The sequence below is a fragment of the Achromobacter arsenitoxydans SY8 genome (assembly GCF_000236785.1).
Classification (GTDB): domain Bacteria; phylum Pseudomonadota; class Gammaproteobacteria; order Burkholderiales; family Burkholderiaceae_B; genus Achromobacter; species Achromobacter arsenitoxydans.
Genome location: NZ_AGUF01000046.1, coordinates 62,478 through 81,744 on the forward strand (window position 1 = coordinate 62,478; position 19,267 = coordinate 81,744).

At 62.4% G+C, this 19,267-nt stretch carries 30 protein-coding genes; 23 read left to right on the top strand and 7 right to left on the bottom strand.

What is annotated here, in order from left to right; genetic code table 11:
• Positions 1 to 179 precede the first annotated feature (179 nt).
• A complete protein-coding gene (locus KYC_RS12440; RefSeq protein WP_008162601.1) occupies positions 180 to 836 on the top strand; it encodes a DUF7424 family protein in 657 nt (218 codons plus the stop codon).
• A 74-nt stretch (positions 837 to 910) separates the two neighbouring features.
• Here the strand turns inward: KYC_RS12440 and KYC_RS12445 are convergent, their stop codons facing one another.
• The 7 genes from KYC_RS12445 to KYC_RS29630 form a co-directional block, all read right to left on the bottom strand.
• A complete protein-coding gene (locus tag KYC_RS12445) occupies positions 911 to 1,378 on the bottom strand; it encodes a DUF6941 family protein (protein WP_139026510.1) in 468 nt (155 codons plus the stop codon).
• Positions 1,371 to 1,847 (bottom strand): helix-turn-helix domain-containing protein, encoded by a 477-nt coding sequence (locus KYC_RS28395; RefSeq protein WP_008162605.1) that lies wholly within the window; start codon positions 1,845 to 1,847, stop codon positions 1,371 to 1,373. The genes KYC_RS12445 and KYC_RS28395 overlap by 8 nt, the downstream gene beginning before the upstream one ends.
• Positions 1,783 to 2,217, bottom strand: coding sequence for a type II toxin-antitoxin system RelE/ParE family toxin (locus KYC_RS28665; protein ID WP_081478026.1), 435 nt, complete (start codon positions 2,215 to 2,217; stop codon positions 1,783 to 1,785). Before KYC_RS28665 ends, KYC_RS28395 begins: the two co-directional genes overlap by 65 nt.
• A gap of 165 nt (positions 2,218 to 2,382) precedes the next feature.
• The gene (locus KYC_RS29310; protein ID WP_238531921.1) at positions 2,383 to 3,330 is read right to left on the bottom strand and encodes an XRE family transcriptional regulator; all 948 of its coding nucleotides are present in this window, start codon (positions 3,328 to 3,330) and stop codon (positions 2,383 to 2,385) included.
• A 317-nt stretch (positions 3,331 to 3,647) separates the two neighbouring features.
• Positions 3,648 to 4,160 carry a TraB/GumN family protein gene (locus KYC_RS12460; protein ID WP_008162613.1) on the bottom strand — a complete coding sequence of 171 codons (513 nt, stop codon included), beginning with the start codon at positions 4,158 to 4,160 and terminating at the stop codon, positions 3,648 to 3,650.
• Between the two features lie 167 nt (positions 4,161 to 4,327).
• Positions 4,328 to 4,579 carry a hypothetical protein gene (locus KYC_RS12465; RefSeq protein WP_008162616.1) on the bottom strand — a complete coding sequence of 84 codons (252 nt, stop codon included), beginning with the start codon at positions 4,577 to 4,579 and terminating at the stop codon, positions 4,328 to 4,330.
• A gap of 70 nt (positions 4,580 to 4,649) precedes the next feature.
• On the bottom strand, positions 4,650 to 4,814 hold the full coding sequence (locus KYC_RS29630) for a hypothetical protein (RefSeq protein ID WP_008162618.1): 165 nt from the start codon (positions 4,812 to 4,814) through the stop codon (positions 4,650 to 4,652).
• Positions 4,815 to 4,852: 38 nt separating this feature from the next.
• On the opposite strand from KYC_RS29630, the gene KYC_RS28675 reads away from it, so the two are divergent.
• The 22 genes from KYC_RS28675 to KYC_RS12575 all read left to right on the top strand — a co-directional run bounded on the left by KYC_RS28675 (position 4,853) and on the right by KYC_RS12575 (position 19,265).
• Complete coding sequence (locus KYC_RS28675; protein WP_081478027.1) at positions 4,853 to 5,164, top strand: CII family transcriptional regulator; 312 nt, start codon at positions 4,853 to 4,855, stop codon at positions 5,162 to 5,164.
• Positions 5,165 to 5,166: 2 nt separating this feature from the next.
• Entirely contained in the window at positions 5,167 to 5,577 is a 411-nt protein-coding gene (locus KYC_RS12475; protein WP_050814866.1) for a recombination protein NinB, read from the top strand.
• Positions 5,574 to 6,032, top strand: coding sequence for a hypothetical protein (locus KYC_RS12480; protein WP_238531922.1), 459 nt, complete (start codon positions 5,574 to 5,576; stop codon positions 6,030 to 6,032). Before KYC_RS12475 ends, KYC_RS12480 begins: the two co-directional genes overlap by 4 nt.
• Entirely contained in the window at positions 6,032 to 6,871 is an 840-nt protein-coding gene (locus tag KYC_RS28400; protein WP_008162626.1) for a hypothetical protein, read from the top strand. Before KYC_RS12480 ends, KYC_RS28400 begins: the two co-directional genes overlap by 1 nt.
• On the top strand, positions 6,868 to 8,256 hold the full coding sequence (gene dnaB, locus KYC_RS12490; protein WP_008162628.1) for a replicative DNA helicase: 1,389 nt from the start codon (positions 6,868 to 6,870) through the stop codon (positions 8,254 to 8,256). Before KYC_RS28400 ends, dnaB begins: the two co-directional genes overlap by 4 nt.
• A 1-nt stretch (position 8,257) precedes the next feature.
• A complete protein-coding gene (locus KYC_RS28405; protein ID WP_008162630.1) occupies positions 8,258 to 8,632 on the top strand; it encodes a hypothetical protein in 375 nt (124 codons plus the stop codon).
• Positions 8,629 to 8,832: a hypothetical protein gene (locus tag KYC_RS12500; RefSeq protein WP_008162631.1), complete on the top strand. Its 204-nt coding sequence runs from the start codon at positions 8,629 to 8,631 to the stop codon at positions 8,830 to 8,832. The genes KYC_RS28405 and KYC_RS12500 overlap by 4 nt, the downstream gene beginning before the upstream one ends.
• Positions 8,833 to 8,995: 163 nt before the next feature.
• Complete coding sequence (locus KYC_RS12505; RefSeq protein WP_008162632.1) at positions 8,996 to 9,352, top strand: hypothetical protein; 357 nt, start codon at positions 8,996 to 8,998, stop codon at positions 9,350 to 9,352.
• Positions 9,353 to 9,722: 370 nt separating this feature from the next.
• Positions 9,723 to 9,893 carry a YodC family protein gene (locus KYC_RS28680; protein ID WP_008162636.1) on the top strand — a complete coding sequence of 57 codons (171 nt, stop codon included), beginning with the start codon at positions 9,723 to 9,725 and terminating at the stop codon, positions 9,891 to 9,893.
• A gap of 54 nt (positions 9,894 to 9,947) precedes the next feature.
• Positions 9,948 to 10,130, top strand: coding sequence for a hypothetical protein (locus KYC_RS12515; protein WP_008162638.1), 183 nt, complete (start codon positions 9,948 to 9,950; stop codon positions 10,128 to 10,130).
• A 162-nt stretch (positions 10,131 to 10,292) separates the two neighbouring features.
• Complete coding sequence (locus KYC_RS12520) at positions 10,293 to 10,712, top strand: terminase small subunit (RefSeq protein WP_008162640.1); 420 nt, start codon at positions 10,293 to 10,295, stop codon at positions 10,710 to 10,712.
• 28 nt (positions 10,713 to 10,740) lie between these two features.
• The gene (locus KYC_RS12525) at positions 10,741 to 11,937 is read left to right on the top strand and encodes a PBSX family phage terminase large subunit (protein WP_274428520.1); all 1,197 of its coding nucleotides are present in this window, start codon (positions 10,741 to 10,743) and stop codon (positions 11,935 to 11,937) included.
• Positions 11,934 to 13,448, top strand: coding sequence for a phage portal protein (locus KYC_RS12530; protein ID WP_008162645.1), 1,515 nt, complete (start codon positions 11,934 to 11,936; stop codon positions 13,446 to 13,448). The genes KYC_RS12525 and KYC_RS12530 overlap by 4 nt, the downstream gene beginning before the upstream one ends.
• 40 nt (positions 13,449 to 13,488) lie before the next feature.
• A complete protein-coding gene (locus KYC_RS12535) occupies positions 13,489 to 14,229 on the top strand; it encodes a phage head morphogenesis protein (protein ID WP_043518296.1) in 741 nt (246 codons plus the stop codon).
• A complete protein-coding gene (locus KYC_RS12540) occupies positions 14,210 to 15,463 on the top strand; it encodes a DUF2213 domain-containing protein (RefSeq protein WP_008162648.1) in 1,254 nt (417 codons plus the stop codon). The genes KYC_RS12535 and KYC_RS12540 overlap by 20 nt, the downstream gene beginning before the upstream one ends.
• Entirely contained in the window at positions 15,460 to 15,960 is a 501-nt protein-coding gene (locus tag KYC_RS12545) for a structural cement protein Gp24 (protein ID WP_008162649.1), read from the top strand. Before KYC_RS12540 ends, KYC_RS12545 begins: the two co-directional genes overlap by 4 nt.
• Positions 15,961 to 15,980: 20 nt before the next feature.
• A complete protein-coding gene (locus KYC_RS12550) occupies positions 15,981 to 17,063 on the top strand; it encodes a major capsid family protein (RefSeq protein WP_008162651.1) in 1,083 nt (360 codons plus the stop codon).
• Positions 17,064 to 17,122: 59 nt separating this feature from the next.
• Positions 17,123 to 17,473: a hypothetical protein gene (locus tag KYC_RS12555; RefSeq protein WP_008162654.1), complete on the top strand. Its 351-nt coding sequence runs from the start codon at positions 17,123 to 17,125 to the stop codon at positions 17,471 to 17,473.
• A 1-nt stretch (position 17,474) separates the two neighbouring features.
• Positions 17,475 to 17,903, top strand: a complete 429-nt coding sequence (locus tag KYC_RS12560; protein WP_008162656.1) for a DUF4054 domain-containing protein — start codon at positions 17,475 to 17,477, stop codon at positions 17,901 to 17,903.
• Positions 17,900 to 18,376, top strand: coding sequence for a hypothetical protein (locus KYC_RS12565; RefSeq protein WP_008162658.1), 477 nt, complete (start codon positions 17,900 to 17,902; stop codon positions 18,374 to 18,376). The genes KYC_RS12560 and KYC_RS12565 overlap by 4 nt, the downstream gene beginning before the upstream one ends.
• On the top strand, positions 18,373 to 18,741 hold the full coding sequence (locus KYC_RS12570; RefSeq protein ID WP_008162661.1) for a phage collar protein: 369 nt from the start codon (positions 18,373 to 18,375) through the stop codon (positions 18,739 to 18,741). Before KYC_RS12565 ends, KYC_RS12570 begins: the two co-directional genes overlap by 4 nt.
• Positions 18,738 to 19,265 carry a phage gateway protein gene (locus tag KYC_RS12575; protein ID WP_008162664.1) on the top strand — a complete coding sequence of 176 codons (528 nt, stop codon included), beginning with the start codon at positions 18,738 to 18,740 and terminating at the stop codon, positions 19,263 to 19,265. The genes KYC_RS12570 and KYC_RS12575 overlap by 4 nt, the downstream gene beginning before the upstream one ends.
• The last annotated feature ends 2 nt before the right edge of the window (positions 19,266 to 19,267 follow it).

The following is a 19,267-nucleotide window of genomic DNA, read 5'->3' on the forward strand; positions in this document are numbered from 1 at the left end:
GTGTTTGCAGCGCGTGGATGAACAATAGCAATACTTTGCTAGCTCGGTCAAGCAAAACTTTGCTAGTTATGGCCGTACCAAGACCTTCGCAAGCCGCAACCTGCGGACACGATTTGTCTGAAGTTGTTAAAGTGTGGTCACTACCCGGGGCCCTCGCCCCTCACCCTTCAGGAGAACCAATGAAAAGGACAGGAAAGGTCGCGCTGGCTGTGCTGTGCGCTGTGATGGTGGCCGGCTGCAAAACGACTGTCGAAACTGAAGTCAGCCTGACCGATCTGCTGAGCTCGCCGACTAAGCAACTCGCCGGCAACCTGTTGGTGGAGGTGCCCGCGTGCCAGAGCCATGAAGACTCGCGCCAGCCGTCGAAGACATTGGTGGATGTGCAGCAAGCTGTTCCTGGCATCTTCTCGGATGCGAAGTATGAGGAGTGCTATCGCAAAGGCTTTGAGTCGTTCGCCCGGTTCTCAATGCCGGTGTTCTTGGATAAGGACGCAGACGGCAAGCTCGCGTCGGCATCGCACATCAATCTCGTGTCCAACGAACACGGGCTGCTATCGGTGAGTGTCCCCGAGGCAATCAAGACGAAGATCAGCAACGCTCAAAAGAAGTCGCCAGTTGGGAAGCTCGATCTGAAGTTCGCTATCAAGGTGAAGAACGACACGGGCAAGGAGTTTCCGTTCTCGGCGGTCGCTGTGTTTGTCGACCAAGCGCCATACGTGTTCAGCAATCTGACGTCCAAGCCGAACGGGTCATTCCTCGTGACGCTGTCGGACGTGTCCGCGAAGTCGGCGGTCGAGAAGGGCGACGCAATGGTGCTCTTGCACAAGTCGAAGTAGGGCGCAGGCCCCGCCGGTCATTCGGCCGGCGCCCAACAAAAAAGCCACCCGGGGGTGGCTTTGGCGAAGACTTCTCATTCTTCGTTCATCAATGGCTTAGTCTCTCGCCCTTGTTCCGTGGTGCCGCTAAATGGCTCGGTGGTCACGTTCAGGACGTTGCGTGAGCGGTAGACCTTTTCACCAATCGCCACCTGTGCGTAGAACTTCGTCGGCTCCGAAATTTCTAACGACTCGACTTCCATATTGATCGACATCTGGATAGCAGCGTTGGGCGTAGGAACTTCCCCGGAGTCGGGCGTGAACTCCATCACCACTTTGTCATTCCGGAACACTTGGAAGCAGATCTGCTCGCCGAGGACGTCTACTGGGGCCATGAAATTTAGGACCACGCAGAACCCGCGAAACGAGTAGGGAAATTCTTTCACTGTAAGGTGAGGTTGATACACGCCGACATACGTGACCTGCCCGTCCCGCTCGAGCCGTACGTCATTGCAGAACATCACGGAGAACTGGATGTTCTCCCGATAGGCCATTTCACTCATCGCTTTTACCGGTCGCCTCAATGATCTCGTCGCACGAAACGCCTAAGGCCGTTGCCAATCGACGAATCGTCCCCGCACGAAGGTCGACCTTCGATTTTTCAATTTTGGCGATATAGGACTGTTGAGTCTCGCATATATCAGCAAGCTCAGATTGAGACAGCCCCTTAGAAAGGCGAAGCCTTGTGAGAGCGGACATCGCCTCTGGCGAGTCTGCAGCAACGCTAGAGAGATGCTTGCGTGCTCTCTGAAGAGCTGCGCGCCGCGCTGGGTCGGCCTCGCGATCTTTAACAATCGACCCTATTGGGCGCCCCTTCCCAAAATGCGCCTTGACGCTCTCGCGAGGCAATCGCACGTGGTGGGCGACGATCAGAAGTCCCTCACTAAAGGCGCCGTTCTGTCCCAGATCATGGTATCCCAAGGTCATCATAGTCCCTGAGAATGCGGGCGATGTGTGGGTGTTTTCGGTCATAGTTTGTATTGCTTCGGTGAATGACACCAAGGACGTGATAGGCCTCGGACCGGCCGTCATACGCATACACTACGCGATAAGAGCATAGGTGTCCGCCGTCTTCGGGGAAGTGCCACATTTTCAGTCGAGACAGATTGCGAGGCGCTGTGCGGTCGTTCCAAAATTCAACAAGTCTGTCCGCTTCAACTGTAGGGTCTCCTACGCGGGTCTGGTGGTAGCGAAACATGCGACTCAAAAAATCTGAGTCTGCAGCAATTTCCGCCAACGTCGCCTCTATAAGAGCGACGGCATCCTGTTTTGCCGGGTCGTTGCTGTCCCACAACGCGTCTAGATCCTGCTCTGCGGCGGGTTCAACAATGACTTGGGACATTATATCTACTTGGATATGTTATCAAAAATAGATTTTATCAATCGGCGAATGTGGCCGCGGCTACACGGCCGGGGTGATCTGTATCAAATCATAACATGGCCACATGCTATGTCTTGAGACCATTGGAGAGGGCCATCATGGTCGTACCGGTGGAGGCACAGCGCGTTAGGCCTGCACCCACTGCCCCGCCTCATCATCCCGCAGCCTGGCGCCTGACCAGACGACCTGTCCAAGGACTCGCACGGGCATGCCGTTCTCCAACGGGATGTCCGGATAGGCCGGGTTGAATGAGCGCGCCACCCATTGTTTCGTCAGGCGGTCGCGAGTCACTGTCTTCACGATCATCTTGCCGTCGTAGTTGATGGCGTAGACGCCGCCCGCGGCCAGGTCGCGCACGGTCAGATCTTCATTGGGCACGACAAGCAGGGCGGCGCCATCACGAATGATGGGTTCCATGCTGTCGCCCTTGGCGTAGACGACGCGAGCCTTCCCGGCATCTGCTCCCACGGCGCGCAGGAACGAGCGGCGGAAGTGCATCACTCCGGTCTGTTCTTCAATGTGGTTCTCGATGCCGTCGCCGGCGGCAAGCCGCACGTCGGCCATTTCCGGCACTTTGTCGAACTTGTCATTCGCTGCATACGGCTCGCCTGGGCCGACATTGGCCACCACTCCAGTCTGGGTGCTGATCCTGATCTTGGGGTTTTGCTCGGCCTCGAAGGTCGTGTGACCACCTTCCCAGGGCGCCGGCGGCAAGCCCGAGATGCGCATGGGGAACGGATCGTCGGCGTGGTCCATGTCGACCAGGGAACCCCGTCGGATTGGCGCGGGCGCTGTTGGCATCGCCCGAGATGTTTCGCTGCTGGCGTCAGACGGGCGCAGCAGGTCCCATGGAGGCACGCCGAAAACCTCGGCCAATGCCTCTACTTCCCCGAACTTCGCCGAAGGAACCTTTCCGCTCTTGCTGGGTTGGCGGCGGCTGGGATTCAGATACAGGCTGATCGTAGTCTGACCAACCCCAGATAGCTTCGCGAGCGACGCCTGCTTATGGCCAGTCTTTTCCATAAGGCGGGCGAGGTTCGTCGCGAGTATGTCGTTTAGGGTTGGCTTGCTCATGCGCGAAGTGTGCAATTTCTTGCTAGCAAAGTGTTGCTTGATCGAATAGCAAAACTTTGCTAATGTGGCGCCATGAATATGCCACTCGACCAAGATGTTAAGAATCGGCTACTTGCCCGTCGCGGCGAATGGCCCGCTATCGCCGCCTCATCCGGGATCTCGCATTCGTGGATTTCCAAGTTCGTTCGGGGGCAGATCCCGAACCCTGGATACACGACATTGACCCGGCTCGGCGCGTGCCTGGGCGTACGCGGACTGCGCCGCATAGTCGAGGCCTCCGACGCCGCGCCTGCGCAGCAGGAGGCGGCGTGAGGAAATCAAAATCTCCCCATGGACGGGTAGTTCAACGGCTGCCGCTGGGTCGAGACCCCCTTTCCAGTGGGGTAGTCGTAGCTACATTCTGGGCAGGTCAGGTAGATCATGAACCCCTTCGTTTTACGCTGGAGCGTCGCCTTCTTACCCCGGTTGTCCATGCACGGTTGGCAAAGATGGTGGTGGGGATCGGTGCCTGCGCATTCTTCCTTCAACGCAAGAGCGAAGACGTCTTCGGAAAGTGGGGCCAACTTGTAGCGCTCCCGCTCAGCCGCCCGCTTTACAAGATCCGCGACCTGTTCTTCGAGCTCACGTACGCGGTCTTTCAGCGCACGCTCCGTATCAATGCCCGCTTGCACTTTTTGCTGGAGTTCAAGGCCGGCGCTTGTGACATCCAAAAGTACCCGGGTAAGACGCTGCTCAACTTGGGCGATCTGGTGGTCGTCCCTGGCAGCGACGGCGACCTTGGTGAAGTCAATGAGGGCTCGCATGCTCGCGAGCGCGCTGATCATGTCCATGAGGGTTCCCCCAACGTAGAAAAGGGCTGTGTGAGAACTCCCGATTCTACGTTGCGCGGGAGCCACAACAGCACGAAGCCGTCCGACGCCGCGCCTGCGCAGCAGGAGGCCAGCCATGCGTGAAAACAACGCTGAGCCTACGTCGCCGGATGTTGCGGTCGAACGCCTTATGGCTTCTGGACTGATTTCTCGACAAGAGATAGCAAAGCGTCTGAGTGCTTTTTCAGCGCCGCAATCCACTCGTCCGAGTACGTCGATAGCAAGGCGTGTTCTTGCCAGGCTTCTACGTTCTTTGGGAGGACGGCCATGAATGCCCGCTTCACATCGTCGGGTTGCATGCGAATCAGCGTCACCAACGCCATCTCCAAGACCATGGCGTGCGCTCGCGCGCTGGATTCGCTTTCTTTGTTCTCTTTCAAGGTCGGTTCCTTTTCCAACGGTTTGTCGTGTGAGAGCGCAAATCATAGCGAACGGGGGCCGGCCGCCCATTCAATGCACCGTCGCGCTGTCACGGCCGTCGGTCGCCCACGCCATGCGGTCACGCTCGGCGCACAGCTCCTTAAAGATTTCCAGCACCGCTTCTTCCGACGGATCAAGAAAGGTCCGCTTGGCGATGGAGGCGGCCTCTTTCAACAGCTTTTCCGTTTCGTTCACGAAACAACCCTCGTTCTTTGTTCATAAGGAAGTACTCGATGAGCACGCAACCAGTATCTGTCGACCGTCAGGAAATCACACGCAAGAACGCTGCACGGATTGAATCCGAGATATTGCGGCGGCTTGCGCACGTAACGCAGGTCCGTGCAGCCGAATTGATGGGAGTTGATCCCAGCACCGTGAGCCGCCAGAAGGAAGGTTTGGACCAGTTCTGCCTGCTGTTGGCCGCGACCGGGCTGCAGGTGTCGCCCAAGAACTCCGTGGTCACGACGCCGCACGATCAGAAGGTTCTCAAGCGTTGGGCGGCGAACTGGCTGCTGGCCGAAGTCGAGAACGAGGACGAGGCATAGCCGTGGACAAACAGGTTTTTGTCCTCTCGCATTCGACGGCTCGGCACAACGCTGCGCACGCCTGCGCGAACGCGCCGGCGGGGTATCGCGTCGAGATCAAGCCGCCCACTCGGTCCACGGCTCAGAACGACATGATGTGGTCGATCCTGACCGACATCAGCCGCCAAGTGCAGTTCGTCGTGAACGGCGCCCTGGTGATGGTTGAGAAGGAAGAGGTCAAAGACATCCTAACGGCCGGCCTGCACCGCGAAACGCGCATGGCCATGGGCATTGACGGAGGCATGGTCCTGCTGGGCCAGCGCACGAGCAAGATGACCGTGCGGCAGATGACGGAACTGATTGAGCTGGCCTACGCCTTCGGCAATGAGAAGGGCGTGGAGTGGTCGCGCACGAGCCTCGGGAGAGACGCGTGAACCGAAACTCGACGTTGAAGCGCAAGACGCCCATGAAGCGCACGAAAGCGGACCGCGGCGAAGGCCTGGGCCGCAAGGTCGAGATCGTCATGGGCTTCTACCGACCGCCGGGCCACAAGCTGCCGACGCTGCTGCGCAGTGAGCAGCACCGCCGCAACGTGGCAGCGCTGGGGTGCTTGGTGACCGGCAAGCCGGCGCAGGCGTGCCACGTGAACCTGGGGAAGGGCGGCGCGTTGAAGGCGTGCGACAGCCTGTGCTTCCCCCTGAACCCTGAGCTGCATCGCCAGCACGACCAGGGAGGCATCCCGAGGGCGGAACGTTGGAAGCGCGAATGGGAATACGTGGACGCTACCCGGGCTGCGCTGATGCAGCGCGGACAGTGGCCCGCCGAAGTGGAAATGCACTACCAGCGGGCCGTTGAGCCGTTGCGCCGCCTGGTCAAAGGAGATGAGTGATGGCCGGCGACTGGATCAAGATGCGCAGCAACCTGTGGGACGACCCCCGCGTCGCGCGGCTGGTTGACCTGACCGACAGCAGCGAGGCTGCCGTCATCGGCGGTCTGTACTGGTTGTGGGCCACGGCTGACCAACATACCGCCGACGGCTTCATGCCCGGCCTGTCTTGCCGTCAGATAGACCGGAAGACGGGCGTTCAGGGCTTGGGGCAGGCGCTTGTCGATATCGGATGGATCGAGAACCATTCGGAGGGCGTGTTCATTGTGAACTTTGAAGACCACAACGGCGCATCGGCGAAGAAACGCGCCCAGACCGCAAAGAGGGTTGCGAACCACCGTAGCAGTAACGCTCCTGAAACGCCATCCGACGATTCGAGTAACGCACCGAGCGTTACGGGTGCGTTAGCTAGAGAAAGAGAAGAGAAAGAAGAAGAAATACCCCCCAACCCCCCTTGCCAGGGGGGTGAAGAGTCCGATGCGCCTTCGGCTGAGAAACCCAAGCGGGAACGCAAAGAGCGCTGCTCGCTGAAAACCTTTCTCGATCGCTGCCGTGCAGCTGGCGAGACGGCGATCAGCGGGTACGAGCCTCTGCGCAAGTACGTGGACGGTGTCGAGCTGCCGATGGAATTCGTGCAACTGGCTTGGGACGTGTTCAAGGGCGAGCACTCGCCTGGCGGCACCAACGAGCGCCGCTTGCAGGCGGACTGGCGCAAGCACTTCCTGAACTACGTCACCAAGGGCTACTACCGGCTCTGGTACGCCGACGCTGAGGGGCAGTTCGCCCTGACGACCGTTGGCATTCAGGCGCAGAAACTGCACGCACGGAGGGACGCTGCATGAAGACCGAAGCCGTACGCGTGCCGCCGCATTCTGTCGACGCCGAGCAGGGCGTGATTGGCGGGCTGCTGCTGGACAACCGCGCCTGGGACCGTCTGGGCGACTTGCTGAGCGCGGAGGATTTCTACCGCCACGACCACCGGCTGATCTTCGGCGCCGCGGCCAGCCTGATGAACGCCTCCAAGCCGGCCGACGTGCTGACGGTCTTTGACGCGCTCCAGGCCGCCGGGCAGGCTGAGGATGCAGGAGGCCTGGCCTACCTGAACGCCATCGCCCACAACGTGCCCAGCAGCGCCAACGTGCGCAGCTACGCGGAGATCGTCCGGGCCCACCGCGTGCGCCGAGATGTGCTGGCCGTTGGGCACGACATCGCCGATCTTGCGGAATCCGCCGATCCCGCTGAGTTGGTGGAGCGCGCTACAGGTCTGGTTATGGCGCTGGCGGACACCCGCACCGCGGGCCGCGACCCGGTTGAGGTTGGCGCGCTGTTGCGCAACGTACTCGAGCAGCTTGAAGCCCGAGGTGAGCGTGAGGGCGGAGTTTCTGGCTTGGCCACGGGCTTCGCCGACCTGGACGAGAAGACCAGCGGCTGCCAAGACGGCGACCTGATCATCATCGCCGGCCGCCCCTCGATGGGCAAGACGACGTTCGCAATCAACATCGCGGAGAACGTGACCGAGGATGATGGCGTTGCCCTGGTGGTCAGCCTGGAAATGGCTGCGGCCCAACTGGCGGAGCGTTCGATTGCACGCTACGGCGCTATCGACACCCAGCGCCTGCGCACCGGGAAGCTGCACCAAGGCGACTGGCCGCGGCTGACGCATGCTATCCAACAGCTGGAAAACCAGCGGCTGATCATCGCAGACGATCCCAGCCTAGCGAACGTCGCGCGGATCCGCTTGGCGGCGCGCAAGGTCAAGCAGCGCCAGGGACGTCTCGACCTGATCGTCGTCGACTACCTGCAGCTGATGCAGGGCGAGGGCTCCACCCGGAACGAAGACCTGGGCGGTATCACCCGGGCGATTAAGCTGCTGGCGCGCGAGCTCGGCTGCCCGATCATCGTGCTGTCTCAGCTATCGCGGAAGGTGGAGGAGCGCCCGAACAAGCGGCCGATCCTCAGTGACCTGCGCGAATCCGGTGCGATCGAGCAGGACGCCGACGTCGTGATGATGGTGTACCGGGACGACTACTACCACGAAGACAGCCCGTACAAGGGCCTGGCCGAGATCCTGATTCGCAAGCAGCGCATGGGCCCGCTGGGCGAAGTGTTCCTGACCTTCCAGGGGCAGCACTCCCGTTTCCTAAATGCCGACGCGCAGGCGGTCGCCGAAGCGCGCAACGCCGTGCAGTTCAAGCCGAAACCGAAATACAGCCAACTGAGGGACTGACATGACATTGGATCGACTGACCATCCGCCTGCCGTGGCCCGACACCAGCCTGATGGCAAACCGCAAGGGCGGCAAGCACTGGGGATCCAGCCACGCGGCCAAGGTGCGCGCGCGGGAGTCGGCGTTCTTCGCCGCCAAGGAAGCGCTCGGCCGGAACAACCTGTCCGGCGCCGGCCAGGTGCCAGTGTCGATCACTTGGGTGGCGCCCAACAGGATTCGCCGCGACCTGGACGGCCTGCTGTCAGCGGAGAAGCCGCGGCTGGATGGCATTGCCGCCGCGCTGGGGATCGACGACAGCCAGTTTCGGCCGCTCGTCCTGGACCGTGCCCTGGATGTGGAGAAGAAGGGCTTCGTGCTCGTGGAGATTGGACGGTGACGGTCGAGTTGCAGAAGTGGGAATTCCGCGACCCGATGCTGGTCGTGATGAGCCGGCAGCAAGCCGCGCTGAAGCGGTCTTGCCAAGGCTGCGCCAACGCCCGCACGGTGCAATCGCCCTTTGGCGATACGGTCGTGCGCTGCCTGAAGGGCAAGCCGTATGGGAAGAAATGCAAACAGTACGAGGTGGACCCGGCATGAAACTTCGACGGCTACGGGCCCGTATGTCCCGACTGTCTTGGGGTCGGCCCCATGTCCTGGATGGGCTGATGACGAAGCGCGCGCGCCGGCGTTTTCAGATGGGGCTGTTTGAACTGAACCGCGCAATCAATGACGCCGCTCGGCGGATTTTTGGAGGTGGCCGATGAGTAGGCTGACGGGGGATGATTTGCTTTGGAATTGGAGCCGCTGGGTATGGTCAGGCGCCACCGTGGGCAACATGACGCCGTATGTGTCCTGGGAAGACGACCATCGCCCAATCCTGACGGACCATGCTCTGGTCGTGGAGAGCATGCACGCGGCGCTCCCCTGGCATGAGCGCATGGTGATCATCGCCGAATACCCACAGAAGCGCCCCATGTTCGGCCACCTTGACGCCCGGGCCCGGGTCAAGGCTGCGCGGGAATGGATCGCCAATACGACGGGCGTGGCCCTAACCGAAACCGAATATAAGCTGTATCTGGGGCTCTTCCGCAGCCAGGTCGAAAGGAGGCTGGCGTGAAGTATGCGCACGAGGTGATGGACTTGATGGCGGCCTACCCGGAACGCAGGTTCAAGATGCGCCAGATCATCAATCATGTGGCGCCGCGCGCGGACCAGCGCCAAAGGGCTGTTGTCCGGACCGGAGTGTGGCGCGTCTTGCTCACTCTGGAGGAAACGGGGCACATCGCCAGTTCTCGCGAGGAGGTAACCAACGGCGCCCACGCGGAGTATTGGTGGAAAAGCATAACATCGTCTTCTGGAAAAGCATCTCAGAAACCATCACAATACGTGCGGGCTCTTGCGCCCTGAAGAAATGAAGCTGATTAGGCTTTGCCCTTCATCGCAGCATGGGGCATGATCAAGGCTCTACCAACCTCATAGGAAGAGTCATGAATCAATGGAAAATCGGCGATGTCGTGCAACTGAAAAGTGGCGGCCCCCTTATGACTGTGGCCGAGGACGGATACAGCGAAGGCAGTGTCCTGTGTTTTTGGTTTGTCGGGCTTGAGTCGGTAGCTGAAAAGGTCTTCCGTCAGGAAACCTTAATAGCTGCAGAGTAGTCCTGCTGTGCTGACGTCGAACCGCCTTCGGGCGGTTTTTTCATTGGAGCCGCCATGTTCTACCGCTGCACCCACGCAGACGGACGAGTCGTTCTGACCGACGAGATCGAAGGCCATAGCGCCTCTCCCGTCCCTGGCAGCACATGGCAGGAGGCCCGCGACCGAATTGACATGGGCCGGCTCTCCTATGTCTCCGGCCACGGCTGGTACTGGGACACCTACCTAGCAGAACAGTAATCCCCCATGAGTCGCCGCAGCCGGCCCGGCGTCCGCGCAGGGGCAAATGCGCGGGACACTTCTACCGGTCTTGTCGCCGGTGGCCAGCGCGACGAGAACCGCGGCGCCCAGCTCGCTTGGCGAGTAGTCGGATGGACGTGATATCCCTCAAGGAACAAACCTATGGCCCTGACTCCAAAGCAGGAGGCCTTCGCCCTTGCTTATGTAGAGACGGGCAACGCCTCAGAGGCATACCGGCGCGCCTACAACGCCGGCAAGATGAAGCCGGACTCCGTCAATCGAAAGGCGAAGGAGCTTCTGGACAACGGCAAGATTACGGCAAGGGTCGCGGAACTGCAGGCCGACCACGCTGACCGCCACAAGCTGACCGTGGATGACCTACTGCGAGAGCTGGAAGAGGCTCGCCAAGCCGCGCTGACTGCGGAGACGGCTCAGTCGTCCGCCGCTGTTGCCGCCACGATGGGCAAAGCCAAGCTGCTGGGGATGGACAAGCAAGTCATCGAGCATTCCGGCCCCGGCGGTGGGCCGATCCCCACAATGCCCACAACGATCCAACTGGTTGCGCCAGGTGACAACGGCTGAAATCCAACTCCCTCCTAAGCTGATCCCGGTGTTCTCCGGGTCGGCGCGGTACAGGGGGGCAAGGGGCGGCCGCGGTAGTGCCAAGACGCGCAGCTTCGCGTTGATGACGGCGGTTCGGGCGTATATGTTCGCCCAGGCCGGCGTGTCAGGTGTGATCCTGTGCGGGCGGGAGTACATGAACAGCCTGGAAGACTCCTCGATGGAGGAGGTCAAGCAGGCGATCCGTTCGGAGCCGTGGCTGGATGCGTACTTCGATATTGGCGAGAAGTTCATCCGCACGCGCAACCGACGCGTCTCGTACACGTTCACGGGCCTGCGGCACAACCTGGACAGCATCAAGTCCAAAGCGCGCGTGCTGATCGCGTGGATCGACGAGGCGGAGAACGTCAGCGAAATCGCGTACCAGAAGCTTCTGCCGACGGTCCGCGAGAACGATTCCGAGGTCTGGCTGACCTGGAACCCGGAGCTGGATGGAAGCCCTACGGACCTGCGTTTCGTCAAGAATCCGCCGCCGAATTCCAAGATCGTCGAGCTGAACTACACGGACAATCCCTGGTTTCCCGATGTTCTGGAGCAAGAGCGCCGCAATGACCGCGAGCGCCTGGACGACCAGACTTATGCCTGGATATGGGACGGCGCCTACCGCGAGAACAGCGAGGCGCAGATCCTGGCTGGCAAGTACCGGGTTGCCGAGTTCGACCCGGCCGCTGGCTGGGATGGCCCGTACTTCGGTCTGGACTGGGGCTTTAGCCAAGACCCGACGGCCGGCGTCAAGCTTTGGGTCCACGATCACCGGCTGTGGGTGGAGTACGAGGCCGGCAAGATCGGCCTTGAGAACGACGATATCGCGGCATTCATGATCGACCGCCTGCCCGGCATTGAGCAGCACGTGACCCGTGCGGACTCGGCCAGGCCAGAGACGATCAGCCACGTCAAGAGCAAGGGCAGGGACGGCCAGCGCGCCAACCTGCCACGGCTCCAAGGCGTGGAGAAGTGGAAGGGCAGCGTCGAGGATGGCATCGCCCACCTGCGGTCCTACAAGGAAATCGTCATCCACCCGCGCTGCGTGCAGACCCTGCGTGAGGCGAGGCTGTACAGCTACAAGGTGGACCGCCTGACGGGCGATGTGCTGACAGACATCGTGGACGCCAACAACCATTACATGGACGCGACGCGGTATGCGCTGCAGCCCATGATTAAGCGCAAGCGCGGATTCTTCGGATGAAATTCCTTCGCAACCTGTTCGGCCGGAGCCAAGAGCCTGCGCCGGCGTCAAAGTCACGCGGCCTGTTCTCGACGCATCGGCATCCGTTGGGCGACAAGGTCCAGGCACGCTTCGAGATGCCTCCGTTCGAACAGCCCAGGGGAGCGCCGACGGTCGCATCAGACAACGGCTACATCGGCGAGCGTCCGACGCCCAAGACCGCCAGCTTCACCCCGGTCAACGAGGCGCAGCTCGGCTTCTACGCGGCGGGCAGCATCTTCATCGGCTACCAGGCCTGCGCGATGCTGGCCACGAACTGGCTGATCGACAAGGCGTGCAACATGCCTGCCCGGGACGCGGTGCGCAATGGTTACCTGCTGACGTGCGGCTCGGACGATATCTCGGCCCGTCTGATGGCTGGTGACAAGAAGTATGCGGTCAAGCGTCACCTGCGCGAGCTCGTTCACTTCGGGCGCGTGTACGGCGGCCGTCTGGTCTTGTTCGACGTCGCTGCGGCCAACCCCGAGGAGTATTACAAGGCGCCGTTCAACCTGGACGGCGTGCAGCCGGGCACGTACCGCGGTATGTCCCAGATCGACCCGAACTGGGTGACGCCGGTGCTGACCGAGGACAACCTGAACGACCCGGCCAGCCAAAGCTACTACGAGCCGACGTTCTGGAAGATCAAGGACCGGGTCTATCACAAGTCCCATCTGCGGATCTTCGTGCCTTACCCGGTACCGGACTACCTGAAGCCGCATTACCGCTACCTGGGCGTGAGCGTGCCTCAGCGCATGATGGAGCGGGCGTACGCGGCGGAGCGCAGCGCCAACGAAGGCCCGCAACTGCTGATGACCAAGCGGCTGACGTCGCTGAACGTGGGCGATGCGGCACTGAACAACCGCGAGGCGCTGGAGAAGAACCTGGCCGAGTGGGTGGCGTTCCGCGACAACTATGGCGTGCGCGTCGGCGGTGCCGAAGAGACCATCCAGCAGTTCGACACAGCGCTGGGCGACGTGGACACGGTCCTCATGACCCAGTATCAGCTGGCAGCCTCTGTGGCGAACGTCCCGGCAACGAAGCTGCTGGGCACGCAACCCAAGGGCTTCAACGCCACGGGGGACTATGAGCAGTCGGTCTACCGGGAGGATCTGGAGAGCATCCAGTCCAACGACATGACGCCGCTGCTGGAGACGCACTACCGGCTGCTGGCGAAGTCGGAGGGCGTAGCGCTGCCGGCCGAGATTGCCATCCAGTGGATGCCGGTCGACAGCCCGACCGCGAAGGAATGGGCCGAGATCGACAAGATCAAGGCGGACCGAGACGCTGCGCTGTTCAACACAGGCGCCATTGACGCGGAGGACATCCGCAACCGTCTGCGCGAGGACCGCGAGGGCGATTACCACAACCTTGAAGACGCCGAGTTCGTAGATGCCGAAGAAAATGGTAACGAAGCGGCGCCAGGCTTGGGGGCAGCAACAGCAGGCAACCCAGTTCAAGGGCTCGGCGCTGGCGTACCCGGTCGCAGTTGAGGGGCGGTATCGGGCCAGCATGGAGTCGATGATTGACGGCATGCTGGCCGAGTACGACAAGGCGCTGCGCAGGCTGTACCGGGGAAACCCGGAGATCACGCAGGACGAGAGCGTCACCACGCAGGCGCGGCGCATCCTGGGCGAGCTCGGGCGGAAGTGGAGCAAGGTCTTTGCCGAGAAGGCGGGCCCGCTCGCGAACCGCACGATCTCCCAGGTCGACAGGTTCTCCAAGCAGAACCTCGGCGCGTCGCTGCGGGACATGTCCGGCGGGCTGACCATCAAGACGTTCCAGATGCCGGCCGGCCTGTACGACAAGGTCCTGGCGAGCACCGCGGAGAACGTCGGGCTGATCAAGAGCATCCCGGCGCAGTTCCAGGACCGGATCCAGGGCATCGTCCTGCGGTCGATCCAGTCGGGCGGCCAGGGAGCGGGCCAGATCTTCGAGGAGATCAAGAGCCTGAACCAGGTCACCCGGAACCGCGCCAAGCTGATCGCGGTGGACCAGACCCGCAAGATCACGTCCGCCATGAACGAGGAGCGGATGAAGGCGGCCGGCGTCAAGCAGTTCGAGTGGATTCACAGCGGCGGCGGCGCGGAGCCGCGCGAGCTGCACGCCAAATATGACGGGAAAATCTTCGACATGGATAACCCTCCGATCATCGAAGACCGCGGCAAGAACAAGGGGCAGGTCGGTTTCCCTGGCGAGCTGATCAACTGCCGGTGCCGCATGCGCCCGGTCATCGACTTTACCGAGTACCTCGATGAGCAAGCGACAAACTGACGTCAACGGCTACCTGCTGGTGCGCGACAACCCGATCACGAAGGTCGGGGTGTTTCCGTACCTGGGCCGAGAGATCGGCGCGCCCGATGCGGACCGGATCTACCAGGTGTATCGCCCGCAGGAGGAGCTGGAGAACCCGGAGACGATCGCCTCGGCCAACCTGGTGCCCTGGATCGACGAGCACGAGTTCCTGGGCAAGGACGGGACGCCGCCAGAGAAGAAGGGCGTACAGGGGACGACAGGCGAGACGGCCCGGTTCGACTACCCCTACATACGCAACAGCATCCGGGCCTACTCCGGGTTCATGCAGAACCTAATCGACCGCGGCAAGGTGGAGCTTTCGCCCAGCTACCGCTGTCGGTACGAATTCAGCGAAGGCGTGTTCGATGGCAAGCGGTACGACGCCATCCAGCGCGACATTCGTTTCAATCATCTGGCATCCGTGAAAGAGGGCAGGACGGGGCCGGACGTGGCTGTACAGGACTGCCTCACCATCACATACGACTCAGCGGAGTTCATCAATATGGAAATCACCCCCGAAATGGAACAAGCATTCCGGGCGTTGATCGAGAAAATCTTGGCGGAAAAAGCTGCCGCTGTCTCGGACAACGACCCCAACAAGGAGGCTGTCACGGACGCGGAAGCGCCGGCGGCCCCCGGCGCCGTCACGACGGAAGAAAAGGATGCCGTCGAGGAGACCGCCGCCGCTGCCGAACAGGCGACCAGTGCGGTCGAATCCGCCACGGCGGCCATCGAGGAAGTGACTGCCGCCCTCGAGGAAGTGCAGGCAGCTGCCGAAGAAGTGAAGGCAGCCCCGACCGCCGACAGCAAGAAGGCGCTGGACGCCGCCATGGCCAAGCTGGGCGCCGCCAAGAACAAGATCGCCGCGCGCGCCGCGGACTCCCAGGTCATGGGCATGATCGGCACCATTCAGACCCAGATGAAGGCCAATGACGCCGCCGCGGTGATCAAGCAGATCGCCGACCGCGACGCGCTGGCCAAACGGGTGACCCCGTTCATCGGCGCCTTCGATAGCGCGCTGCTGACGTCGGCGGACCAAGTCGCCCGCTACGCAGTCAAGAAGCTGGGCCTGCAAGCGCAGGACGGTGCCGAGCATGCTGTCCTGCTGGGCTTCCTGCAAGCCGCCAAATCCGACGCCGACAAGATCGTCAGCGATTCCAAAACCGTGCGCGCCGAAGACACGGCCGCCAAAGTCTGGGGCGAAAAGCAATGATCCCGAACACCGCACGTACCTACCTGCTGTCCGGCATCCCGGGCAACATCAGCCATGACGGCCCCACTCGCGCGCTGTCTGCCGTGATCGACTCGGCAACCGAATCGAACAACGTGTTCGGCCGCGCCTTCACGTACGTCGCCGGCCAGCCCTCGGGCCGCGGCACGTTCGAACAGGTGCAGGCCGGCGGCGCCGGAGTCTTCGCGGGCATCCTGATCAACCCGAAGGCCTATGCCATTGACACCGACTACGCCCGCAACGCGACCGTGGGCGAGTTCCTGAACATGGGCGAGGTCTACGTCCAGCTGGGCAACGACGGCAACATCGGCGATCCGGTGTCGTTCGATCCGGCCACCGGGGTTATTTCCGCCGGCGAAACCGGCACCGTCATCCCCGGCGCGCACATCGCCCGCCACGAACCCAGCGCCGAGACCCCGCGTCTGGCGGTGATCGCCCTCAATGGCCTGGTGGTGCTGCCCACCCCGGCCGGCGCCTGATCGGAAAGGAACCAAAAATCATGGCAAAAACTCAATCCAAGGTGCACATGCACATGAGCGGCCGCCTGGCCCTCTCGCGCGGCGCCGTCAAGCTGGGCAGCGATGCCAAGATCGGCTTCGAAGACCTGGAGAACCTGGGCGTCGGCCTGCGCGCGATGGACTCGGCCCTGACCGGCCCGGCCGTCACGAATGGCGCGATGCTCTCGCACATGCTCCAGACCTGGCTGCCCGGCACGCTGCGCGTCGTCACGCAGGTACGCAACATCGACGAGATCGCCGGTATCACGACCGTCGGCCGCTGGGAAGACGAGTTGATCAGCCTGCGCGTTGCCGAGCCGGCCGCCAAGGCTGAGCTGTACGGCGACTCGACGAACATCCCGCTGGCCGACTACCGCCAGTCCATCGAATCGCGCGGCATCGTGCGCTTCGAACAGGGCTTCCAGGTGGGCAAGCTGGAAGACGCCCGCCAGGCCGCCATCGGCTACCAGGCGGCGGACGAGAAGCGCCGCGCCGCGACCGAGTCGCTGGACATCAGCCGTAACCAGGTCGGCTTCTACGGCTTCAATCAGCCCGACACGAACGTGTATGGCCTGCTGAACGATCCCAGCCTGCCGGCCTTCGTCTCGGCCACCACGCCGTGGATAGCCGCGAACTTCGACCAACTGGTTGCCGAGTTCACGGGCATGTACAACCAGCTCGAAACCCAGATGGGCGGCGAGCTCAGGGACACGGCGCGCCTGGTGCTGGTCCTGCCGACCGGCTACCGCTCGATCTTCAGTGTGTACAGCCCCGCGGCCTCGGGCATGACGTTCCGCCAGTGGCTGAACGAGAACTTCCCGAACGTGCGCGTGGTGACGACGGCCGAATTCAAGGACGCCAACGGCGGCCTGGACGTGGCCTACCTGTTCGTCGAGAACGCGGCCGACCAGGACGAGTCGGACATCACCGGCGCCAGCCTGATCCAGGCCGTTCCTGTGCGCTACCAGGTTCTGGGCAGCGAGAACCGCATCAAGGGCTACATCGAGGACGCCATCAACGCTACGGCGGGCGTCTTCGTGCTGCGCCCCTGGGCTTTCGCCCGCCGGACCATCAGCGCGTCCTGATCGTCGCTCACTGAACAGAGGGCCGGGGAAACCCGGCCTTTTTCATTTCTGGAGTCGAAATGTCTCTTATCTATATCTACAGCACGCTCAGCAACGACCAGCGCTACCAGCTCAAGAACGGCCGCTCGGTCCTGATCGCTGGCAAGGCCAACGTGGCCAACAAACAGCTGGTGACGCCCAAAGGCATGGCCACCGCCATCTCGGAAGACGAGTTCAACCTGCTGCAGGAGAACATCGTGTTCAAGGCGCATTCGAAGAATGGCTTCGTCTCGGCCAGCCACGACAAGCAGGACGCGGAGACCTTTGCCGCCCGGAATTTGGAACCCGCGGACAAGTCCGCCCAGGACACCCCGGAAACGGCGAAGAAGCGCAACGCCGGCGGCGCCAAGGTCAAAGACGCCGAGGCCTGATATGGACTTCCCGCTGGCGAAGTTCCGGATCCTGTTCCCCATGTTCAGCGCCGTGCCGGATGACGTGGTGCTGGCCGTGGCCGAATGGGCGCAGTGCTACACCAGCGGGCGCGGCTGTCAGTGCAACGAGCAGCTGTGGATGCTGATCACGGCCCACCTGTTGCAGCTGCGGCTCAATGCCGAATCCGGCAACGGCGGCGCGCCTGGCGCGCTGGCCTCGGCCACCATCGACAAGGTGAGCGTGTCGTTTCAGGCGCCGCCGGCTACCGACTCCTGGTCGCACTGGCTGAACCTGACGCCCTATGGCCAGCAGTTCCTGGCGCTGTCCAAGAGCTGCGGGGCCGGCGGGTTGTATGTGGGCGGGTTGCCCGAGCGCGCGGCGTTCCGCAACGTGGGCGGCCTGTCCATCCGCGGGGGAAGGATCCGATGAAGGTGGTGCGCAAGGGCGGCACTGAGAAGCTGCAGGCGACGTTGAAGGACGTGGGCGGCAAGCAGATCCGGGTCGGATTCTTTCCTGAGGCCAAGTATCCCGACGGCACGCCCGTGGCCTACGTGGCGGCCATCCAGGAATACGGCTATCCCCAGGGAAACATCCCGGCGCGGCCGTTCATGCGTCCTACGGCCGAACAGAAGAAGGCCGAATGGGGCCGGCAGATCGCCGGGGCCGTCCGTGGCGCGATCGACGGCAAGGTCGACGTCAGCCAGGCCTTCGAGGCGCTTGGCGCGCGATCGGCTGGCGATATCGCCCGGACTATCAGCCGCGTGACCACGCCACCCTTGAAGAAGACGACGCTGGAAGCCCGCCAGGCCCGGAAGAAGACGCCCGGGGTTTCCAAAAAGCCCTTGGTCGACACCGGCCAGATGATCCAGTCCGTCAGCCACGTCGTGGAGGATAAAACGTGATTCCAGGAATCAACCTGCTTGACTTGGCGTCCGGCGTGATCGCGCAGCAGGCGCCGGTGTGGCTGAAATTCAAGGGCCGCACCGAAAACGCGCGCGGGCAGTGGGTGAACAAGTACGAGCCGCCGCAGCCGATCCAGGGATCCTGGCAGCCGGTGGGCGAGTCGACGATCCGCGACCTTGGGCTGGACACCGCCAAGCGCTACTTCAACCTGTACACGTCCCACCCGGTGGAGAACGTGCAGCGCGGCGCGGCGCCGGACCAGCTGGTCTTTGGCGGCCGTCGGCATGACGTGGTGGGTGGCGCCGATTGGTACACCCAGGACGGCTGGCGCGGCATCCTTTGCGTCGACGTGGGGCCAGCATGAAGCAGAAGCAGCTAGAAGCCACCATCCGGGCCGCGCTGCTGGCGTTGCTGCCGGAGCAGGGGATCACCCTGCCTGTGCTGGCGGCGTTTCAGCCCACCAAGCAGGGCCGCGTCGACGACGGCATCTACTTCTTTTCGGTCGATCGGGGCAAGCGTGGCTGGCAGGCGCGCAAGTACCGCGATGACGGCGCTGCGCTCACGGCGACGGAATCCCAGATCAACGAGTCGATGTACCAATTCCAGGCCTTCGTCGAGGACGACCTGAGCGCGCCAGAGCAGCTTCTGGCCTCCGACGTTCTGTCGGCTGTCCGGGGCTTGCTGCAGTCCATGAAATTCACGCAGGCCATGACGGCGGCCGGGATTGGCGTTCAGCGGGCGACGGACATCGTGACGCCGGCCTTCGTGAACGACCGCGACAACTTCGACTTCAACCCGAACTTCACCGTCATCTTCACCCACCACCGCAACATCACCCAGGCCACGGCACACATCCAACAGGTTGCGCCGGGCATCCATCGCATTTGAGG